This window comes from Pseudomonas sp. N2-3-1-14 (assembly GCF_041228395.1).
GTDB lineage: Bacteria > Pseudomonadota > Gammaproteobacteria > Pseudomonadales > Pseudomonadaceae > Aquipseudomonas.
Map to the genome: position 1 here is coordinate 1,465,150 of NZ_CP166199.1, position 17,567 is coordinate 1,482,716.

A 17,567-nucleotide genomic window follows, 5' to 3' on the forward strand; every position below is an offset into this window, starting at 1 on the left:
AAGGCGGTGTGTCAGTCACAATAAAGGCGACTGACCCACTGCTTTCGCGAGCAAGCCCGCTCCCACATTTTGATTGGGTTCACACTTCAGGTTCAGGCCGTTTTCCAGGTGATTTGTTCTTCACCGTCCACGCTGATGCGAATCCAGGTGTCGGCGCTTTCCTCACCTTCTTCCTCCACCCAGGTACCCGGCGCACAGCGCACTTCAACGTTGAGTGCGGCGAAGGCTGCGCGGGCGCAGGCGATGTCGTCGTCCCACGGGGTCTGGTCGCTTTCCAGATACAGGCTGTTCCATTTGCCTACGGCCTTGGGCAGCCAGGTGACGGGCACATTGCCGGCCTTGCACTTGTAGGTCTGGCCCTTCTGGACCCAGTCGGTGCACGGGCCCAGCGCGGCGCCCAGCCAGGCGGCGATGGCTTTGTGGTCGACGTCGGCGTCCTTCAGGTAAATCTCGATATCAGGTTGGCGCATGGATGTTCCTCGTTGCGGGATTCGAAAATCCATTCGCGGATGCTTAAAAGTCGGTTATTGAAGCACGAAATAATCGTAGCGCATCGACACCGTGACCTGCAGCGGCTCGGCGGCCTCGATCACCTCGGCGCGGCGTTCGGCACTCGCGCGCCAGCCGTGCGGCGTCATCGCCAGCAGGTTGGCGCGGTCATTGGGCTCGGCCAGGCTCAAGGTGAATTCCAGGGTTTCGCTGTGTGCCAGGCTCATGCCATCCGGCACCAGGGCCAGATGTTTGTCGTCGGTGTACTCGCGCACTTCGTCGTACAGGCGTTCGCGCAGTTCCATCAGGTGGCCGGCCGTCGGGCCGACTTTCATCAGACCGCCGCCGGGGCTGAGCAGACGCTTGGCCTCTTGCCAATCCAATGGGCTGAAAACGCTGGCGAGAAATTGGCAACTGCCCGAGGCCAGCGGTACGCGCGCCATGCTGGCAATCAACCAGGTCAGCGCCGGGTTGCGCTTGCACGCACGTTTGACCGCTTCCTTGGAGATGTCCAGCGCATAGCCGTCGGCGTGGGGCAGGGCCTCGGCGATTTGCGCGGTGTAGTAACCCTCGCCACAACCGATGTCCACCCAACGCTGCGGTGCGCGGTCAGCGGCCAGTTCAGCCAGGCGCTTGGCCACCGGCGCGTAATGCCCGGCGTTAAGGAAGTCGCGGCGCGCCTCGACCATGGCCAGGTTATCGCCCGGGTCGCGGCTGTTTTTGTGCTGCACCGGCAGCAGGTTCAGGTAACCCTGGCGCGCGCGGTCGAAACGGTGCCCGACCGGGCACGCCACGCCATTGTCCACCGCGTGGAGCGGTGCGCTGCAAATGGGGCAAGCGAGCATCAGGCGAGCAACTTGATCAGGGTCTGGTAATAGATTTCGGTCAGCACATCGAGGTCGCTGGCCAGAATGCGCTCGTTGACCTGATGGATCGTCGCGTTGACCGGGCCCAGTTCCACGACCTGAGTGCCGAGGGTGGCAATGAAGCGCCCATCGGAGGTGCCGCCGCTGGTGGAGGCTTTGGTTTCGCGCCCGGTGATCGCCTTGATGCTGGCCGACACCGCATCCAGCAACGCGCCGGGTTCGGTGAGGAACGGCAGGCCCGACAGCGCCCACTCCACGTGCCAGTCCAGGCCATGTTTGTCGAGAATTGCCGCAACGCGCTGTTGCAGGCCTTCGACGGTGGACTCGGTGGAGAAGCGGAAGTTGAATACCGCCGTCAGGTCACCGGGGATCACGTTGGTGGCGCCGGTGCCGGAATTGAGGTTGGAAATCTGGAAGCTGGTCGGCGGGAAGAAGGTGTTGCCGTCGTCCCAGTGCTCGGCGGCCAATTCGGCCAAGGCCGGGGCGGCGAGGTGGATCGGGTTCTTCGCCAAGTGCGGGTACGCCACGTGGCCTTGCACGCCGCGCACGGTCAGGGTGGCGCCGAGGGAGCCACGGCGGCCGTTCTTGACCACATCGCCCACCAGCGTGGTGCTCGACGGTTCGCCGACGATGCACCAGTCCAGGCGTTCCTTGCGGGCTGCCAGGCGTTCGATCACGGCTTTGGTGCCGTGGTGCGCCGGGCCTTCTTCATCGCTGGTGATCAGGAAGGCGACCGAGCCTTTGTGGTCCGGGTAGTCACTGACGAAACGCTCGGAGGCCACCAGCATGGCTGCCAGGCTGCCTTTCATGTCTGCCGCGCCACGGCCGCAGAGCATGCCGTTTTCGTCGATCAGCGCGTCGAACGGGTCGTTCTGCCAGGCGCCCACCGGGCCGGTCGGTACCACGTCGGTGTGGCCGGCAAAGCACAGCACCGGGCCGTCGTGCTTGCCGTGGGTGGCCCAGAAGTTGTCCACATCTTCGATACGCATCGGCTCCAGCGCAAAGCCGGCGTCGCCCAGGCGCTGCATCATCAGCTTCTGGCAATCGGCGTCGATCGGCGTCACGGAGGGGCGACGGATCAGGTCGATAGCGAGTTGAAGGGTCGGCGAAAGGTCGGCATGGGCCGTCATGGGGGAACTCCGGAAGCGTGTTATGGGCGCAGGACGAATGTGGAATACACAACCTGAATGGGCGCAGATTCAATGTGGGAGCTGGCTTGCCGGCGATGCAGACGCCGCGGTCTGGCAGGTACGCCGCGGCGATGCCATCGCAGGCAAGCCAGCTCCCACAGAAAGCAGGGCTAGGCCAAGTCTCACAAAACGGCCGTTATCTTATAGCAAAACGGCGGCCAAGGGCCGCCGTTTAGTGCATTGCGCAAGTTTTTACTCGGCCGTTACCGGCTCAACCTTCGGCGCAGGTTTTGGCAGCGACGAGAGGAACGCCATGATCAACGCCGCCACGTACGGCAGCGATTGCACCAGCAGCATCACCACCCAGAAGCGCATGTCATTGCTCGGCAGGCCCTGCACCAGGTAGATCCCCAGCGCCGCGCCCCACAACAGCAGCATGATGAACATTTCTTCGCGGGCTTCGGAGATCGCTACCCAGAAGCCGTGGTTATCCGCGTTTTTCGGGGTTCGAAAAAACGGAATACTGGTGGTGAAGAAGCCGTAAAGCACCGCCTTGGCGATGGTGTGCGACAACGCCAGGCCGGCCAGCGCCGCGCAGAACGCATCTTTCAAGTTCACACCCACCGCACGGCGGTAGAGGAAAATGATCTTGCCCACTTTGAACACGAACAGCGCCAACGGCGGAATCGCGAAAATCAGCAGCGGCGGATCAACCCGCGTTGGCACGATGATCATCGCCGCCGACCACAACAGGGCGCCGACGGTGAAGAAGATGTTCATGCCGTCCGCCACCCACGGCAACCAGCCTGCGAGGAAGTGGTAGCGCTGGCCACGGGTCAGCTCAGTGCCCTTGCCGCGCAGCAGGCTGGCGGTGTGGCGCTTGATGATCTGAATCGCGCCGTAGGCCCAGCGGAAACGCTGCTTCTTGAAGTCGATAAAGGTATCGGGCATCAAGCCTTTGCCGTAGCTGTCGTGGTAATACGCCGCCGACAGGCCTTTCTCGAATACGCGCAGGCCCAGTTCGGCGTCTTCGCAGATGCACCAGTCAGCCCAGCCAAGTTCTTCGAGCACCGAGCGACGGGTCATGGTCATGGTGCCGTGCTGGATGATCGCGTCGCGGTCGTTACGGGTGACCATGCCGATATGGAAGAAGCCTTTGTATTCCGCATAGCAGAGCTTCTTGAAGGTGCTTTCGTTCTGGTCGCGGTAATCCTGCGGCGACTGCACCACGGCGATTTTCGGGTCGGCGAAGTGCGGCACCATGTGCTTGAGCCAGTTGGGCGATACGCAGTAGTCCGAGTCGATCACCGCGATCACTTCGGCGTCCTTGGCGGTGTGCGGGATCAGGTAGTTCAGCGCGCCGCCCTTGAAACCGGCCAGGGGCGAGACGTGGAAGAACTTGAAGCGCGGGCCGAGGGTTTCGCAGTAGTCGCGCACCGGTTCCCATACCGCCGGGTCCTTGGTGTTGTTGTCGATGATCAGGACTTCATAGTCCGGGTAATCGAGGGCGGCGAGGGCGTCGAGGGTCTGTTTGACCATCTCTGGCGGCTCGTTGTAGCACGGCACATGGATCGACACTTTCGGGCGGTAGTCCGAATCGCCTTCCACCGGCAGGAATTCACGCCGGCGCTTGTGGGTCCACACCGCTTCCGCCAGTTCGTGGGCTTCGGTCAGCAACACGATAAACACGCCGAGGGCGCCGAGTGCCAACAAGATCCCCACGGTCACGCTGAACCAGGTGCTGTATTGCTGGCTATAGTCGTAGCCGATCCACACCAGCACCGAACCGCACAGGAACGCGATAAAGGTCAGGAACGTACGGCCACGCTGGCGCAGGGCCGAGCCGTCGATCATCAGCAAGGTCAGCGACAGCAGCGCCAGCACCACCGAGCCGATGGCCAGCACGCGCCATTGCGGGATCGCGACCACCGGGCCTTCAAAGTTGAATTTCTGCTGGCGCGCGGCGTTGTACACGCCCCAATAGGCGCCGGCCGAGCCTTCGTCACTGACTTTCCACGGCTGGTCGAACGCCTCGATCACGAAGTAGTTGTAGCCCTGGCGGTTGAGCTTATTGACCAGCGTACGCAGGTAAATCGCCTGGTCGGCGGGCGAGGTTTCATTGCCCCCGCGCATACGGCCGTTACTCGGCCAGCCAACCTCCGACAGCAGCAGCGGCTTTTTCGGGAACAGTTTCTTCAGATCCCGGGCGCGGTCGAGTACGTATTGGCCGGCCTTGTCCATCGGAATAAATTCCCAGAACGGCAGGATGTGCGCGGCGATCAGGTCGACGTGCTTGGCCAGTTGCGGGTTCTTTTCCCAAATGTGCCATTGCTCGGACGTCGTCACCGGCACTTTCACGGCGGCGCGCACGCGGTCGAGCAGCGCAATCAGCGCCTCTGGGGTGATTTCTTCACGGAACAACGCTTCGTTACCGACCACCACGCGCACGACGCTGCGTGAGCTGTTGGCCAGTTCGATGGCCCGCTGGATCTCGCGTTCGTTACGCGCAAGGTCCGGGCTGATCCAGATGCCCAGCGTCACGCGCAGGCCGAACTCTTCCGCCAGCTTGGGGATGTCGCCCAGGGTGCCGTCGACCGAGTAGGTACGGATGTTGTCCGTCAGCTTGCTCATGATCTCGAGGTCACGACGCATTTCTTCGTCGCTTGGGTACTGGTCTTTCTGCGGGAACTGGCCTTGCTGGAACGGCGAGTAGGAGAACCCGGAGATCTGTTCAGGCCAGTTGGGTGTGGTGACCGGGCGGTTGATCAGCGCCCAGAAACCGGTGAACAGCGCGGCAATTGCCAGCACCACCACCAGGTTGAGTCCAAATTTACGCGATGACATGGCTATTTCGGGTTCCAAAGGGTGTGGAACGAAAAGAGGTGTCGGCTTACGCCGAACGGCGCGCATCCTACACTGGCCTTTCCCCGAGCGTACAGCAGACAGAGAAAAGCCGGACGTTAGTCCGCGAATGTTCACCTAAGTTCTTTACTTGTAGCTGGAAGCTTCGAACTTGTCGCCGCGTAGTCCATAATGCGCGCCGGTTTTTGGGGTAATGGTCATGAGCACAGAAGATCCGCGGTTTGCAGGCGTCGCCCGCTTGTATGGCATTGAAGGCCTGGAACGCTTGAAAGCGGCCCATGTGGCGATCGTCGGCGTCGGCGGCGTAGGCTCGTGGGCGGCTGAAGCCATGGCCCGTTGCGGGGTGGGCGAGATTTCGCTGTTTGACCTGGACGACGTCTGCGTCAGCAACAGCAACCGCCAGTTGCACGCGTTGGACAGCACCGTGGGCAAGCCCAAGGTCGACGTCATGGCCGAGCGCCTGCGCGCTATCAACCCCGATTGCACCGTGCATGCGGTGGCGGACTTCGTGACCCGCGACACCATGGCCGAGTACATCACGCCGAATATCGATTGCGTGATCGACTGCATCGACGCCGTCAACGCCAAGGCTGCGCTGATTGCCTGGTGCAAGCGCCGCAAGATCCAGATCATCACCACCGGCGGCGCCGGCGGGCAGATCGACCCGACGCTGATCCAGGTGTGCGACCTGAACCGCACCTTTAATGACCCACTGGCCTCGAAGGTGCGCTCCACGTTGCGCCGCGATTACGGTTTCTCCCGCACCGTGACCCGCCATTACAGCGTGCCGTGCGTGTTTTCCACCGAGCAGCTGCGCTATCCCAAGCCGGACGGCAGCATTTGTCTGCAAAAAAGTTTCGTTGGGGATGGGGTGAAGCTGGACTGCGCCGGCGGGTTTGGCGCGGTGATGATGGTGACCGCGACCTTTGGCATGGTCGCGGCCACCAAGGCGGTGGACAAGATCGTGGCTGGGGTGCGCAGGCCGTCGGAGCGGGTCAAAGCCAGCTAAAAATCTTACAGACGAACAGAGATCGAAATGTGGGAGCGGGCTTGCTCGCGAATGCGGTGGTTCAGTCAATGATGTATTGACTGACACTCTGCCTTCGCGAGCAAGCCCGCTCCCACATTTAGTTTCGCGTATGGCTTAGTTCGCGCATGCGCTGCAGGACGGCATTCAAGCCATTACTGCGCGAAGGTGACAGCTGCCGTGACAGGCCAAGCTGGGCAAACCAATCGGGCAGGTCAACGGCCTGCAATTGCGCCGCCGACAGCCCATTGACCCGCGCCAGCAGCAACGCCACCAACCCGCGAATCATCCGCGCATCGCTGCTCGCGGCGAACTGCCAATGGCCGTTCTCAAGACGCCCCACCAACCACACCAGGCTCTCGCAGCCCTGCACCAGGTTGGCGTCGACTTTGTCCTCATCGGCCAAGGCTGGCAGGCGTTCGCCCCATTGCATCAGCATCCGCGCGCGCTGCTCCCAACTGCCGACCGCCTGAAAGGCGTGCAGGGCAGCGGCGGCTTCGGCCGGCAAGCTCATCGCAACATATCCAGCGCCTGGTCGAGGGCTTCAAAGAAGCGCTCCAGGTCATCGGAGTCGTTGTACAGCGCCAGGGACACGCGGATCGCCCCGGACAAGTGCATCGCCTTGAGCAACGGCATCGCGCAATGGTGGCCGGCGCGCACGGCGATGCCCTGTTCGGTCAGCAGGTGGGCGAGGTCGGCGTTGTGTATGCCTTCCACCACAAAGCTGGCCAAGGCTACTTGGGGCGATCCCAACACGCGGATGCCATTGCGTGCTTTGAGGCCGCGCAGCAGATAGTCGTGCAGCGCCGCTTCATGGGCGACCACGGCGGGCGGGTCCAGTGAGCTCAGGTAATCCAGGCTGGCCCCCAGGCCGATCACGCTGGCGATTGGTGGCGTACCCGCTTCAAAACCCAGCGGGGCAGGGCGGAAACTGGCGCTGTGGTAGTCCGCCTGTTGCACCATCTCGCCGCCAAACTGCCAGTGGCGCAGGTGATGCAGGGCTTCGTTGCGGCCAAACAGCACGCCGACGCCGTCCGGGCCGTACAGTTTGTGGCTGGAAAACACGTAGAAGTCGCACCCCAGCGCCTGCACGTCATGGCGGCCATGCACGATGCCCTGGGCACCGTCGACCACGGTCAGTGCGCCGTGTGCCCGCGCCATCGCCAGCAAGGCGTCCAAGGGCTGCCAGGTGCCAAGCACATTGGAAAGCTGGCTCACCGCCAGCACCCGCGTGCGCGGGCCGATCAATTCGCCAGCGGCGTGCAGGTCAATCACGCCGTCGTCACCCAGTGGCAACACCACCAGCGTGAGCGCGCGACGTTTGGCCAGTTGCTGCCAGGGCAGCAGGTTGGCGTGGTGTTCCAGGGCGCTGATAACAATTTCATCGCCCGCATTGAATAAGTGCTCAAGGCCATAGGCCAGGAGGTTCAGCGCAGAGGTTGCGCCGTGGGTAAAGATGATTTGCCCGCTGTCACCTGCGTTAAGCCACTGCGCGACCTTGCTGCGACTGTCTTCAAACGCCTGGGTCGCATGGGCGCCCGGCAAATGTTGGGCACGGTGCACATTGGCTGCGCCATTGGCGTAGTAATGGCTGATGGCATCCAACAGGGCCTGGGGTTTTTGCGTGGTGGCGGCGTTGTCCAGGTAAGTCTGGTCTTGCCGTTGCAGGGTGGCGATGGCCGGAAAGTCGGCGCGCCAGGGAGAGGGCACAAGCATGGTGTTCAAGACTCGTATAAGCGGGCCGACCCGAAGGCGCGACCCGCTAGTGGCATCGAGTGGCTGCTTAGTTGTGAGCGTGCAGCGCTTCGTTCAGTTCGATGGCCGATTTGTGGGTTTTGCACTCCACGGCACCGGTCTCGGAGTTACGGCGGAACAGCAGGTCCGGTTGGCCGGCCAACTCGCGCGCCTTGACCACTTTGACCAGTTGGTTCTGCTCATCCAGCAGCGCGACCTTGGTGCCGGCGGTGACGTACAGGCCCGACTCCACGGTGTTACGGTCGCCCAACGGGATACCGATACCGGCGTTGGCGCCGATCAGGCAGCCTTCGCCCACCTTGATCACGATGTTGCCGCCGCCCGACAGGGTGCCCATGGTGGAGCAACCGCCGCCCAGGTCCGAACCCTTGCCGACGAACACGCCAGCGGAGACGCGGCCTTCGATCATGCCCGGGCCTTCGGTGCCAGCGTTGAAGTTGACGAAGCCTTCGTGCATCACGGTGGTGCCTTCGCCCACATAGGCGCCTAGGCGGATACGCGCGGCATCAGCGATACGCACGCCGGCCGGGACCACGTAGTCGGTCATTTTCGGGAACTTGTCCACCGAGAACACTTCCAGCAGCTCGCCACGCAGACGCGCTTCCAGCTGGCGTTCGGCCAGCTCATTGATGTCGATCGCGCCCTGGCTGGTCCACGCCACGTTCGGCAGTTGCGGGAACACGCCGGCCAGGCTCAGGCCGTGCGGCTTGACCAGGCGATGGGACAGCAGGTGCAGCTTGAGGTAAGCCTCAGGCGTGGAGGTCAGTGCAGCGTCTTCGGCCAGCAGGGTGGCGACCAGCGGGGTATGGCTTTCAGCCAGGCGGCTCAGCAGGGCAGCTTGGGCAGCGTCGACGCCTTTGAGCGCGTCAGCCATTTGCAGCGCCTGGGAGACGGTGAAGGTGATGGCCTGGTTGCCTTCGGTGTAGCCCAGGATCGGCGCAATGGCTGCGACGATGTCGGCCGACGGGTTGAGCAACGGTTGTGCGTAAAACACTTCCAGCCAAGCACCTTGGCGGTTCTGAGTGCCGACGCCGAAGCCCAGGCTGAACAGGGAATTGGACATGCTGTTACCTCTACAAAAATGGAAGGCTGGCCTACTTGAGGGCCGCCGAATAACTATCTGGCTTGAAGCCAATCAGGGTTCTGTCTCCGAGATCGAGCACCGGGCGCTTGATCATCGAGGGTTGTGCGAGCATCAATTCAATGGCCTTCGACTGATCGAGATCGGCTTTGCGTTCGTCTTCGAGTTTGCGAAAGGTGGTGCCCGCACGGTTCAAAACCACCTGCCAACCGTGCTCGTTGCACCATTGGGTCAAGTGTTCGCGGTCGATACCGGCCGTTTTGTAGTCGTGAAACTCATAGCTCACAGCGTGCTCATCGAGCCAGGTGCGCGCTTTTTTCATGGTGTCGCAGGCTTTGATGCCGAAAAGGTGCAACGTTTTGCTTGAAGCGGTCAAGGAATTGCCCCCCTTTGGACCAAGTAGAAACGAAAGGTCACGGATTATGCCATGACCAGCAGGTTTGGGTGCCGCTCGTCATGCTTGCTGATGGCGCAGTGCGACTTTTGTGCAAACGCCACGGCGCGCCATGGCCGCGTAACATGGCTGGCTAACATAGCCGAGTAATATGGCACTTCAACGGCCAGCTGTTGCCTGATGGGTGTCGTTGCAAGTCGATTGTCCGGGAAACCCGCTTTATGCAAACCGCCTACACCGTTCTTATCCTGCTGATGCTGGTCAGCGTTTCGCGCCTGGTCGGGCGCATCATTCCTCTGCCGTTACCCCTGGTGCAGATCGCCGCCGGCGCCTTGCTGGCTTGGCCCACCCTGGGGCTGCATGTGGCGTTGGACCCTGAGTTGTTTCTGTTTCTGTTCCTGCCGCCGCTGTTGTTCTCCGATGGCTGGCGCATGCCCAAGCGCGAGCTCTGGCGATTGCGCGGCCCGATTCTGACGTTGGCGGTGGGGCTGGTGCTGTTCACCGTGGTGGGTGCTGGCTATTTCATTCATTGGATATTGCCTACGATTCCGTTGCCGGTGGCCTTCGCCCTGGCGGCGGTTTTATCGCCGACGGATGCCGTGGCGGTGTCGGCCATTGCCCAGAATCGTCTGCCCAAGCCGTTGATGCACATGCTTCAGGGCGAAGCGTTGATGAATGATGCCTCGGGCCTGGTGACCTTCAAGTTCGCTTTGGCGGCGGCGCTGACCGGCGTGTTCTCCCTGGCGGATGCCAGCCTGACCTTTGTGCTGGTCGCCGTGGGTGGTCTGGCGGTTGGCGTGGCGCTGAGCTGGCTGGTCGGCCGCTTACGCGCCTGGATGATCGCGCGCGGTTGGGATGACCCGGCCACGCATGTGGTGTTCATGTTGCTGTTGCCGTTTGCGGCCTATGTATTGGCGGAGCGCCTGGGCGCATCGGGCATTCTCTCGGCGGTGGCGGCGGGCATGATGCAAAGCTGGCTCGACCTGTTGCCGCGCCAGACCAGCACGCGCTTGCTTAACCGCAGTGTCTGGTCGCTGCTGGAGTTTGCCTTCAATGGCCTGATCTTCCTGCTGTTGGGCCTGCAACTGCCGGACATCATCAAGGCTGTGGTCAGCCACGAGACAACGTTGTGGCCCACCCTGCTGTATCGCTGCCTGGACGTGATTGCGATCTTTGTGGTGCTGGTGGTGTTGCGCTTTATCTGGGTGCAGAGCATCTGGCGCCTGTCGGGTTTACTGCGCCGCCTGCGTGGCAAAAGCGAACTGACCCTGGTGCCGACCGCGCGCTCCTGCTGGCTATTGACGGTCGGCGGCGTACGCGGTGCGGTGACCCTGGCCGGTGTGATGTCGGTGCCCCTGCTGCTGGCGCCGGGCGCGGCCTTCCCTGAGCGCGACCTGCTGATCTTCATCGCTGCCGGGGTGATTCTGCTATCGCTGATCGCCGCTTGCATCGCGCTGCCGTTGCTGTTGCGCGGCATCGAGCAAAGTCCCGACGAAAAGCGTCATAACGAAGTGCGCGAGGCGTGGAAAAAGACCGCCGTGGCGGCGATCCATGCCCTTGAAACGGAAGAACCCGCCGAAACCGAAACCTCGGACGCCGCCCAGGCCGCACTGGCCACTGAGCTCAAGGCGCGGCTGATGTCGGAATATCGCCATCAGTTGGAAGTGTTCAATGACTCCGCCGACGCCCAGGCGCTGGCGCTGCAGATGGACCAGCTGGAGCGCAAATTACGCCTCAAGGCCCTGCGAGCGCAGCGGTTGGAGTTGTACAGCTTGAGCCGTCATCACCAGATTGGTGATGACGTTTTGCGTGAAGTGCTGGCGGATCTGGACATGAGCGAGGCGAATCTGGGTCATGTGAAATGACCCATAAGTGTCAGCGGCGGCGCTGAATGAAGTCGCGAATGCGCTGGGCCGCTTCAACGCATTCCGCCAACGGTGCAACCAGCGCCATGCGCACGCGCCCGGCGCCTGGGTTGACGCCGTCCACGTCCCGGGACAGGTACGAACCTGGCACCACGGTCACGTGTTCTTCCACGAACAGGTCACGGCAGAACGCGGCGTCGTCGCCATTCACGTTCGGCCACAGGTAAAACCCGCCGTCCGGGCTTTGTACGTCCAGCACTGGCTTGAGAATGGCCAGCACGGCGTCAAACTTCTCGCGGTACAGGTCACGGTTGGCCAGCACGTGGGCTTCATCCTGCCAGGCCGCGATGCTCGCCCGTTGGGTTTGCACCGGCATCGCGCAGCCATGGTAGGTGCGGTACAGCAAAAAGGCCTTGAGGATGTCGGCATCGCCGGCCACAAAGCCCGAGCGCAGGCCCGGCAGGTTGGAGCGCTTGGACAGGCTGTGGAAGACCACGCAGCGTTTGAAATCCTGACGGCCAAGCTCGACGCAGGCACTGAGTAGGCCGGGCGGCGGGGTTTGTTCGTCGAAATACAACTCGCTGTAGCACTCGTCGGCGGCGATGACGAAGTCGTACTCGTCGGCCAGGGCGATGAGCTTTTTCAGGGTGTCGACCGGAATCAGGGCGCCGGTGGGGTTGCCCGGCGAGCACAGGAACAGGATCTGGCAGCGTTTCCAGATGTCCGGCGACACGGCGTCAAAATCCGGGTTGAAACCGTTGGCGTCCAGGCACGGCAGGTAATGCGGCTTGGCGCCGGCCAGGAACGCGGCGCCTTCGTAGATCTGGTAGAACGGGTTCGGGCTCACTACCAGCGCGTCGTCAGCGCGGTTGACCACGGTCTGGGTGAAGGCAAACAGCGCTTCACGGGTGCCGTTGACCGGCAGAATATTGCGCGCCGGGTCCAGCCAACCCTTGGGCACGTTGAAGCGGCGTTCGCACCAGGCGCCGATGGCCTCGCGCAATGCCGGAATGCCCAGCGTGGTCGGGTACACGGCCATCTGGTCGAGGTTGTCAGCCAGCGCCTTGGCAACGAATTCCGGCGATGTGTGCTTGGGCTCACCGATGGACAGCGCAATCGGGCGTTTGTCCGGGTTTGGCGTAACGCTGCCGAGCAGGGCGCGCAGTTTCTCGAACGGGTAGGGCTGCAGCTGGTTCAGGGCGTTGTTCATGTAAGCCTCTATTGCAATGGGCACGAACCCTGTGGGAGCTGGCTTGCCTGCGCTGGCATCGCTGCGGTGTACCAGACACACCGCAGCGTGCGCATCGCAGGCAAGCCAGCTCCCACATGAATCGCGTTCACACAGTTAAGAAATCAAATCGTCAGCCGCGTCAGCTCGACGCCGGGTTCCTGGGTCACGCTCAGTTGCTGGACGATTGCGTCCTGCAAACGTCGGCACAGTTCAGGGTCGGACAGCGGCTGGTTGTCGGCGTCGGTAATGAAGAACACGTCCTCCACGCGCTCGCCGAGGGTCGCAATCTTGGCGTTCTGCAACGACAGGTCGAACTCCAGGAAAATCCCGCCGATGCGCGCCAGCAAGCCGGGGCGGTCCGGCGCGCTGAGCTCCAGCACGGTCACCGGGCGCTGGGCGTCGTTGGAAATGGTCACCTGAGGCGCAAAGGCAAAGTGCTTGAGCTGACGCGGTACCCGACGCTGGATGATCGTCGGGTAATCGTCCGGGTTGCGCAGCGCTTCGGTCAGGCCTTCGCGGATCTTTTTCACGCGCACCGGGTTATCGCCGATGGAGTCGCCGTCGGTGTCGAGCACGATGTAGGTGTCGAGGGTGAACTGGCTGCTCGAGGTGATGACCCGCGCGTCATGGATGTTCAGGTTGAGCTGGTCCATGGCCGCCACGGTCACGGCGAAGAAGTCGTGCTGGTCGGGCGCATAGATGAAGATCTGCGTGCCACCCTCGAATTCACGCTGGGTGGTTTCCTTGATCAGTACCAGCGGGCCACCATCGGCGGGCTGCTGCAGGATCGCGTCACTGTGCCAGGCCACGTCGCCGGCAGTGTGGCGCAGGAAGTAATCGTCGCCCAGCTGCGACCACAACTGCTCAACGTCGTCCGGGTCATTGCCGCCGCGCACTAGGATATCCAGGGCCGCGCTTTGGGTGCGGCGGATCTGCTCCTCGCGGTCTACCGGGTTTTCCAGGCCGCGGCGCAGCGCGCGCTTGGTCTCGGTGTAGAGCTGGCGCAGCAGGCTGGCGCGCCAGGAGTTCCACAATGTCGGGTTGGTGGCATTGATGTCGGAGACGGTCAGCACATAGAGATAGTCGAGGCGGGTTTCATCACCGACGATGCCGGCGAAGTCGTGGATCACCTGCGGGTCGGACAAGTCCTTGCGCTGGGCGGTGGTCGACATCCCCAGGTGGTTCTGTACCAGCCAGACGATCAGGCGGCTGTCCCACAGCGGCAGTTGATGGCGCTGGCAGAACGCCTCGGCATCGACTGCGCCGATTTCCGAGTGGTCGCCGTGCCGGCCCTTGCCGATGTCGTGGTACAGGCCGGCCAGGTAGATCAGTTCCGGTTTGGGCAGCTTGGCCATGAGCTTGCTGGCCAGCGGGAATTTCTCTGACACCTGGGTGTACTGCAACTTACGCAGGTGCTTGATCAGGTTCAGCGTGTGGGCGTCTACGGTGTAGATGTGGAACAGGTCGTGCTGCATCTGCCCGACGATGAAGCCGAACTCCGGCAGGTATCGCCCGAGGATGCCGTATCGGTTCATACGCCGCAGGTTGCGGTGGATGCCGATTTTGCATTTGAACAGCTCGATAAACAGGCTGGTGTTGCGGATGTCATTGCGAAAATCATCATCGATCAGATGACGGTTTTCTCGCAGCAGGCGGATGGTGTCGGCGCGCACGCCTTTGATTTCCGGCTGCTGGGCCATCAGCACGAAGATTTCCAGCATGGCGAACGGGGTGCGGCGGAACACGTTGTCGTTGCGCGCCTCGATGTAGCCGTCGTGCAGTTGGAAGCGCGAGTTGATCGGCTGCGGCGGTGCTTCGTCTTCGGGGGCCAGGATCACTTCTTCGAAGTGCTGGATGATCAGGTCGCTGAGCTGGGCGATGCTCATGACCACCCGGTAGTACTGCTGCATGAAGCTTTCGATGCTGGTCTTCGCGTCCTCGCCCTCAAACCCCAGGAGGGTGGCGATGGAGCGCTGGTGGTCGAACAGCAGGCGGTCTTCGGAGCGCCCGGCGAGCATGTGCAGCGCATAGCGCACTTTCCACAGGAACTCCTGGGACGAGGCCAGCAGGGCGTTTTCGCTCTCTACCAGAAAGCCTTCGCCGGCCAGGGCGCGCAGGTTCAGGGTGCCGTATTGGCGACGCGCGACCCACAAAATGGTCTGGATATCGCGCAGTCCGCCCGGTGAGCCTTTGACGTTGGGTTCCAGGTTGTATTCGGTGTCGTTGTACTTGTGGTGCCGGGCCTTCTGCTCGGCACGCTTGGCCAGGAAGAACTCCTTGCTCGGCCACATATGCGCGGTGCTGGTGACTTCCAGCATGCGCTTGCGCAGGCGCTCGGGGCCGGCAATGGTGCGGCTTTCCATCAAGTTGGTGATGACGGTGAGGTCGGCGCGCGCCTCTTCGGCGCATTCGTCTACCGAACGAACGCTCTGGCCGACTTCCAGGCCGATGTCCCACAACAGCGTCAGAAAGCGCTCGATGGAATCGCGAAAGATCTCATGATCGGCGCTGTCCAGCAGGATCAGCAGGTCGATGTCGGAGTAGGGGTGCAGCTCACCGCGACCGTAGCCGCCGACGGCCACCAGGGCGATATCGGCGTCTTCACTCCAGTTGAACTGTTCCCAGGCCTTTTGCAGGATGCTGTCGACGAACCAGGCACGGTCCTCGATCAGCCGACGAATGTCCCGGCCACTGCGAAAGCGCGCATCGAGCACTTCGCGGGCCTGGCGAATAGCCTTCTTGAAGGCGAAGATCGGGCTTGCCTTCAAGGCCAGTTCAGCCTGGAACTGGCCACGGTCGAAGAGTTCGGGATCCACCTGGGGCATCGATCGGCTTTCCTTTCTATCTATCAGTCAGTCACAACACCGTTGGGGGAAAACCCAAGCAACCTTTACGCTGAAACGCGTGGAATCGTGTCGTCTGCGCGCAAGGTGAAGATCTCGTAGCCGGTTTCGGTGACCAGCAGGGTGTGTTCCCACTGTGCCGAGAGCTTGCGGTCCTTGGTGATGGCGGTCCAGCCGTCGCCCAGCACTTTGGTGTCGGCCTTGCCCTGGTTGATCATCGGCTCGATGGTGAAGGTCATGCCCGCCTTGAGTTCCATGCCGGTGCCGGCGCGACCGTAATGCAGGATCTGCGGTTCTTCGTGGAATACTTTGCCGATGCCATGGCCACAGAATTCGCGGACCACCGAGAAGCCGTTCTTTTCAGCGTGCTTCTGGATCACTTCACCGATATCGCCCAGGCGGCAGCCGGGCTTGACGATTTCGATGGCCTTGTACATGCATTCCTGGGTGACCTGCGACAGGCGTTCTGCCCAGACCGGCACGGTGCCGACGTGGAACATGCGGCTGGTGTCGCCGTGGTAGCCGTCTTTGATCACGGTCACGTCGATGTTCAGGGTGTCGCCGTCTTTCAACGGCTTGTCGCCCGGAATCCCGTGGCAGACCACGTGGTTGATCGAGGTGCAGATGGACTTGGGGAAGCCCTTGTAGTTCAGCGGCGCAGGAATGGCTTTTTGCACGTCGACAATATAGTCGTGGCAGATGCGGTCCAGGGCTTCGGTGGTCACGCCTGGCTTGACGTGTTCGGCAATCATTTCCAGCACGTCGGCAGCCAGTTTGCCGGCAACGCGCATGCCTGCGATGTCTTCGGCGGTTTTCAAGGTAACGGTCATACAGGCTCTCTCTAGCGCGACGCGCTGAAATCAATACGGTTTACGGGCGTGCGACAAAAGGTTGCAGAATTCGCACAAGCCCCAAAAAACGCGATTCTACCAGACGCGGGCGGCAAACCATGAGCGTCTGACGATCGCTTCTCTCTATAAGGTAGGGGTATGTTGGCTCTATTCAAAGGCTTACGCAAAAGCCGATCACGGCAAATGTGATTGCGGGTTTCGTTTTTGTCCTTCGTGTGGTATAAAATGCGCCGCTTTCCGGGGATACCCCGCAAAGCTTAAATCCACACACGTGTCGACACGATGACCTGGGTGCCGGAGGCGAATGCCGCTGGTTGGTCATTGGGATACGTGGAGGCCAAACCCGACTTATTAAGGAACTATCATGTCCCAAGTCAACATGCGCGATATGCTGAAGGCCGGTGTGCACTTCGGTCACCAGACCCGTTACTGGAACCCGAAAATGGGTAAATACATTTTCGGCGCGCGTAACAAGATCCACATTATCAACCTTGAAAAAACCCTGCCAATGTTCAACGAAGCGCTGACTTTCGTAGAGCGTCTGGCCCAGGGCAAAAACAAGATTCTGTTCGTCGGCACCAAGCGTTCCGCTGGCAAGATCGTTGCTGAAGAAGCAGCACGTTGCGGTTCGCCGTACGTCGATCACCGCTGGTTGGGCGGCATGCTGACCAACTTCAAAACCATCCGTGCTTCCATCAAGCGTCTGCGTGACCTTGAAGTGCAAGCCGAAGACGGTACTTTCGCCAAGCTGACCAAGAAAGAGGCGCTGATGCGCACTCGCGACCTGGAAAAGCTCGATCGTTCCCTGGGTGGTATCAAGGACATGGGCGGTCTGCCTGACGCACTGTTCGTTATCGACGTTGATCACGAGCGCATCGCGATCACCGAAGCCAACAAGCTGGGCATCCCTGTTATCGGCGTAGTCGATACCAACAGCAGCCCGGAAGGCGTTGACTACATCATCCCAGGCAACGATGACGCAATCCGCGCTATCCAGCTGTACATGGGTTCGATGGCTGACGCTGTAATCCGTGGTCGCAACCACGTTGCTGGCGGTACCGAGCAGTTCGTTGAAGAAGCTCCGGTAGCTGCCGCTGAGTAACTGACGCCCTGGCGTTGACTCAGTAAGCAAAAAGGGGGCTTGGCCCCCTTTTTGCCACCTCGAAAACCATT

At 61.7% G+C, this 17,567-nt stretch carries 14 protein-coding genes; 3 read left to right on the top strand and 11 right to left on the bottom strand.

The window, feature by feature from the left end:
* Positions 1 to 92: 92 nt before the first annotated feature.
* From AB5I78_RS06740 to AB5I78_RS06755, 4 genes are all read right to left on the bottom strand, one after another.
* Positions 93 to 470, bottom strand: coding sequence for a hypothetical protein (locus tag AB5I78_RS06740; protein ID WP_058425300.1), 378 nt, complete (start codon positions 468 to 470; stop codon positions 93 to 95).
* A gap of 54 nt (positions 471 to 524) precedes the next feature.
* Positions 525 to 1,334, bottom strand: coding sequence for a putative RNA methyltransferase (locus AB5I78_RS06745; RefSeq protein ID WP_369300819.1), 810 nt, complete (start codon positions 1,332 to 1,334; stop codon positions 525 to 527).
* Positions 1,334 to 2,485 carry a succinyl-diaminopimelate desuccinylase gene (gene dapE, locus AB5I78_RS06750; protein WP_145161842.1) on the bottom strand — a complete coding sequence of 384 codons (1,152 nt, stop codon included), beginning with the start codon at positions 2,483 to 2,485 and terminating at the stop codon, positions 1,334 to 1,336. The genes AB5I78_RS06745 and dapE overlap by 1 nt, the downstream gene beginning before the upstream one ends.
* 252 nt (positions 2,486 to 2,737) lie before the next feature.
* Positions 2,738 to 5,329 carry a glycosyltransferase gene (locus tag AB5I78_RS06755; RefSeq protein WP_145161845.1) on the bottom strand — a complete coding sequence of 864 codons (2,592 nt, stop codon included), beginning with the start codon at positions 5,327 to 5,329 and terminating at the stop codon, positions 2,738 to 2,740.
* 217 nt (positions 5,330 to 5,546) lie between these two features.
* Here AB5I78_RS06755 and tcdA point away from each other — a divergent pair, with 217 nt between their 5' ends.
* Positions 5,547 to 6,356, top strand: coding sequence for a tRNA cyclic N6-threonylcarbamoyladenosine(37) synthase TcdA (tcdA, locus tag AB5I78_RS06760; RefSeq protein ID WP_370004336.1), 810 nt, complete (start codon positions 5,547 to 5,549; stop codon positions 6,354 to 6,356).
* Positions 6,357 to 6,474: 118 nt separating this feature from the next.
* Here the strand turns inward: tcdA and AB5I78_RS06765 are convergent, their stop codons facing one another.
* From AB5I78_RS06765 to AB5I78_RS06780, 4 genes are all read right to left on the bottom strand, one after another.
* Positions 6,475 to 6,888, bottom strand: coding sequence for a SufE family protein (locus AB5I78_RS06765; RefSeq protein WP_369300815.1), 414 nt, complete (start codon positions 6,886 to 6,888; stop codon positions 6,475 to 6,477).
* Complete coding sequence (locus tag AB5I78_RS06770; RefSeq protein WP_369300813.1) at positions 6,885 to 8,090, bottom strand: aminotransferase class V-fold PLP-dependent enzyme; 1,206 nt, start codon at positions 8,088 to 8,090, stop codon at positions 6,885 to 6,887. Before AB5I78_RS06770 ends, AB5I78_RS06765 begins: the two co-directional genes overlap by 4 nt.
* Positions 8,091 to 8,157: 67 nt before the next feature.
* Positions 8,158 to 9,192 carry a 2,3,4,5-tetrahydropyridine-2,6-dicarboxylate N-succinyltransferase gene (gene dapD, locus AB5I78_RS06775; RefSeq protein ID WP_145161856.1) on the bottom strand — a complete coding sequence of 345 codons (1,035 nt, stop codon included), beginning with the start codon at positions 9,190 to 9,192 and terminating at the stop codon, positions 8,158 to 8,160.
* A 31-nt stretch (positions 9,193 to 9,223) separates the two neighbouring features.
* Positions 9,224 to 9,532 (bottom strand): arsenate reductase, encoded by a 309-nt coding sequence (locus tag AB5I78_RS06780; protein ID WP_231982825.1) that lies wholly within the window; start codon positions 9,530 to 9,532, stop codon positions 9,224 to 9,226.
* A gap of 293 nt (positions 9,533 to 9,825) precedes the next feature.
* Here AB5I78_RS06780 and AB5I78_RS06785 point away from each other — a divergent pair, with 293 nt between their 5' ends.
* Positions 9,826 to 11,469: a Na+/H+ antiporter gene (locus tag AB5I78_RS06785; protein WP_369300811.1), complete on the top strand. Its 1,644-nt coding sequence runs from the start codon at positions 9,826 to 9,828 to the stop codon at positions 11,467 to 11,469.
* A gap of 10 nt (positions 11,470 to 11,479) precedes the next feature.
* Here the strand turns inward: AB5I78_RS06785 and dapC are convergent, their stop codons facing one another.
* The 3 genes from dapC to map all read right to left on the bottom strand — a co-directional run bounded on the left by dapC (position 11,480) and on the right by map (position 16,373).
* A complete protein-coding gene (dapC, locus tag AB5I78_RS06790) occupies positions 11,480 to 12,679 on the bottom strand; it encodes a succinyldiaminopimelate transaminase (protein ID WP_145161862.1) in 1,200 nt (399 codons plus the stop codon).
* 143 nt (positions 12,680 to 12,822) lie between these two features.
* The gene (locus AB5I78_RS06795) at positions 12,823 to 15,525 is read right to left on the bottom strand and encodes a [protein-PII] uridylyltransferase (RefSeq protein WP_369300810.1); all 2,703 of its coding nucleotides are present in this window, start codon (positions 15,523 to 15,525) and stop codon (positions 12,823 to 12,825) included.
* A 65-nt stretch (positions 15,526 to 15,590) separates the two neighbouring features.
* Positions 15,591 to 16,373, bottom strand: coding sequence for a type I methionyl aminopeptidase (gene map, locus AB5I78_RS06800; RefSeq protein ID WP_073522657.1), 783 nt, complete (start codon positions 16,371 to 16,373; stop codon positions 15,591 to 15,593).
* A 385-nt stretch (positions 16,374 to 16,758) separates the two neighbouring features.
* Between map and rpsB the strand changes: the two genes are divergently transcribed.
* The gene (gene rpsB, locus AB5I78_RS06805; protein WP_003219330.1) at positions 16,759 to 17,496 is read left to right on the top strand and encodes a 30S ribosomal protein S2; all 738 of its coding nucleotides are present in this window, start codon (positions 16,759 to 16,761) and stop codon (positions 17,494 to 17,496) included.
* The last annotated feature ends 71 nt before the right edge of the window (positions 17,497 to 17,567 follow it).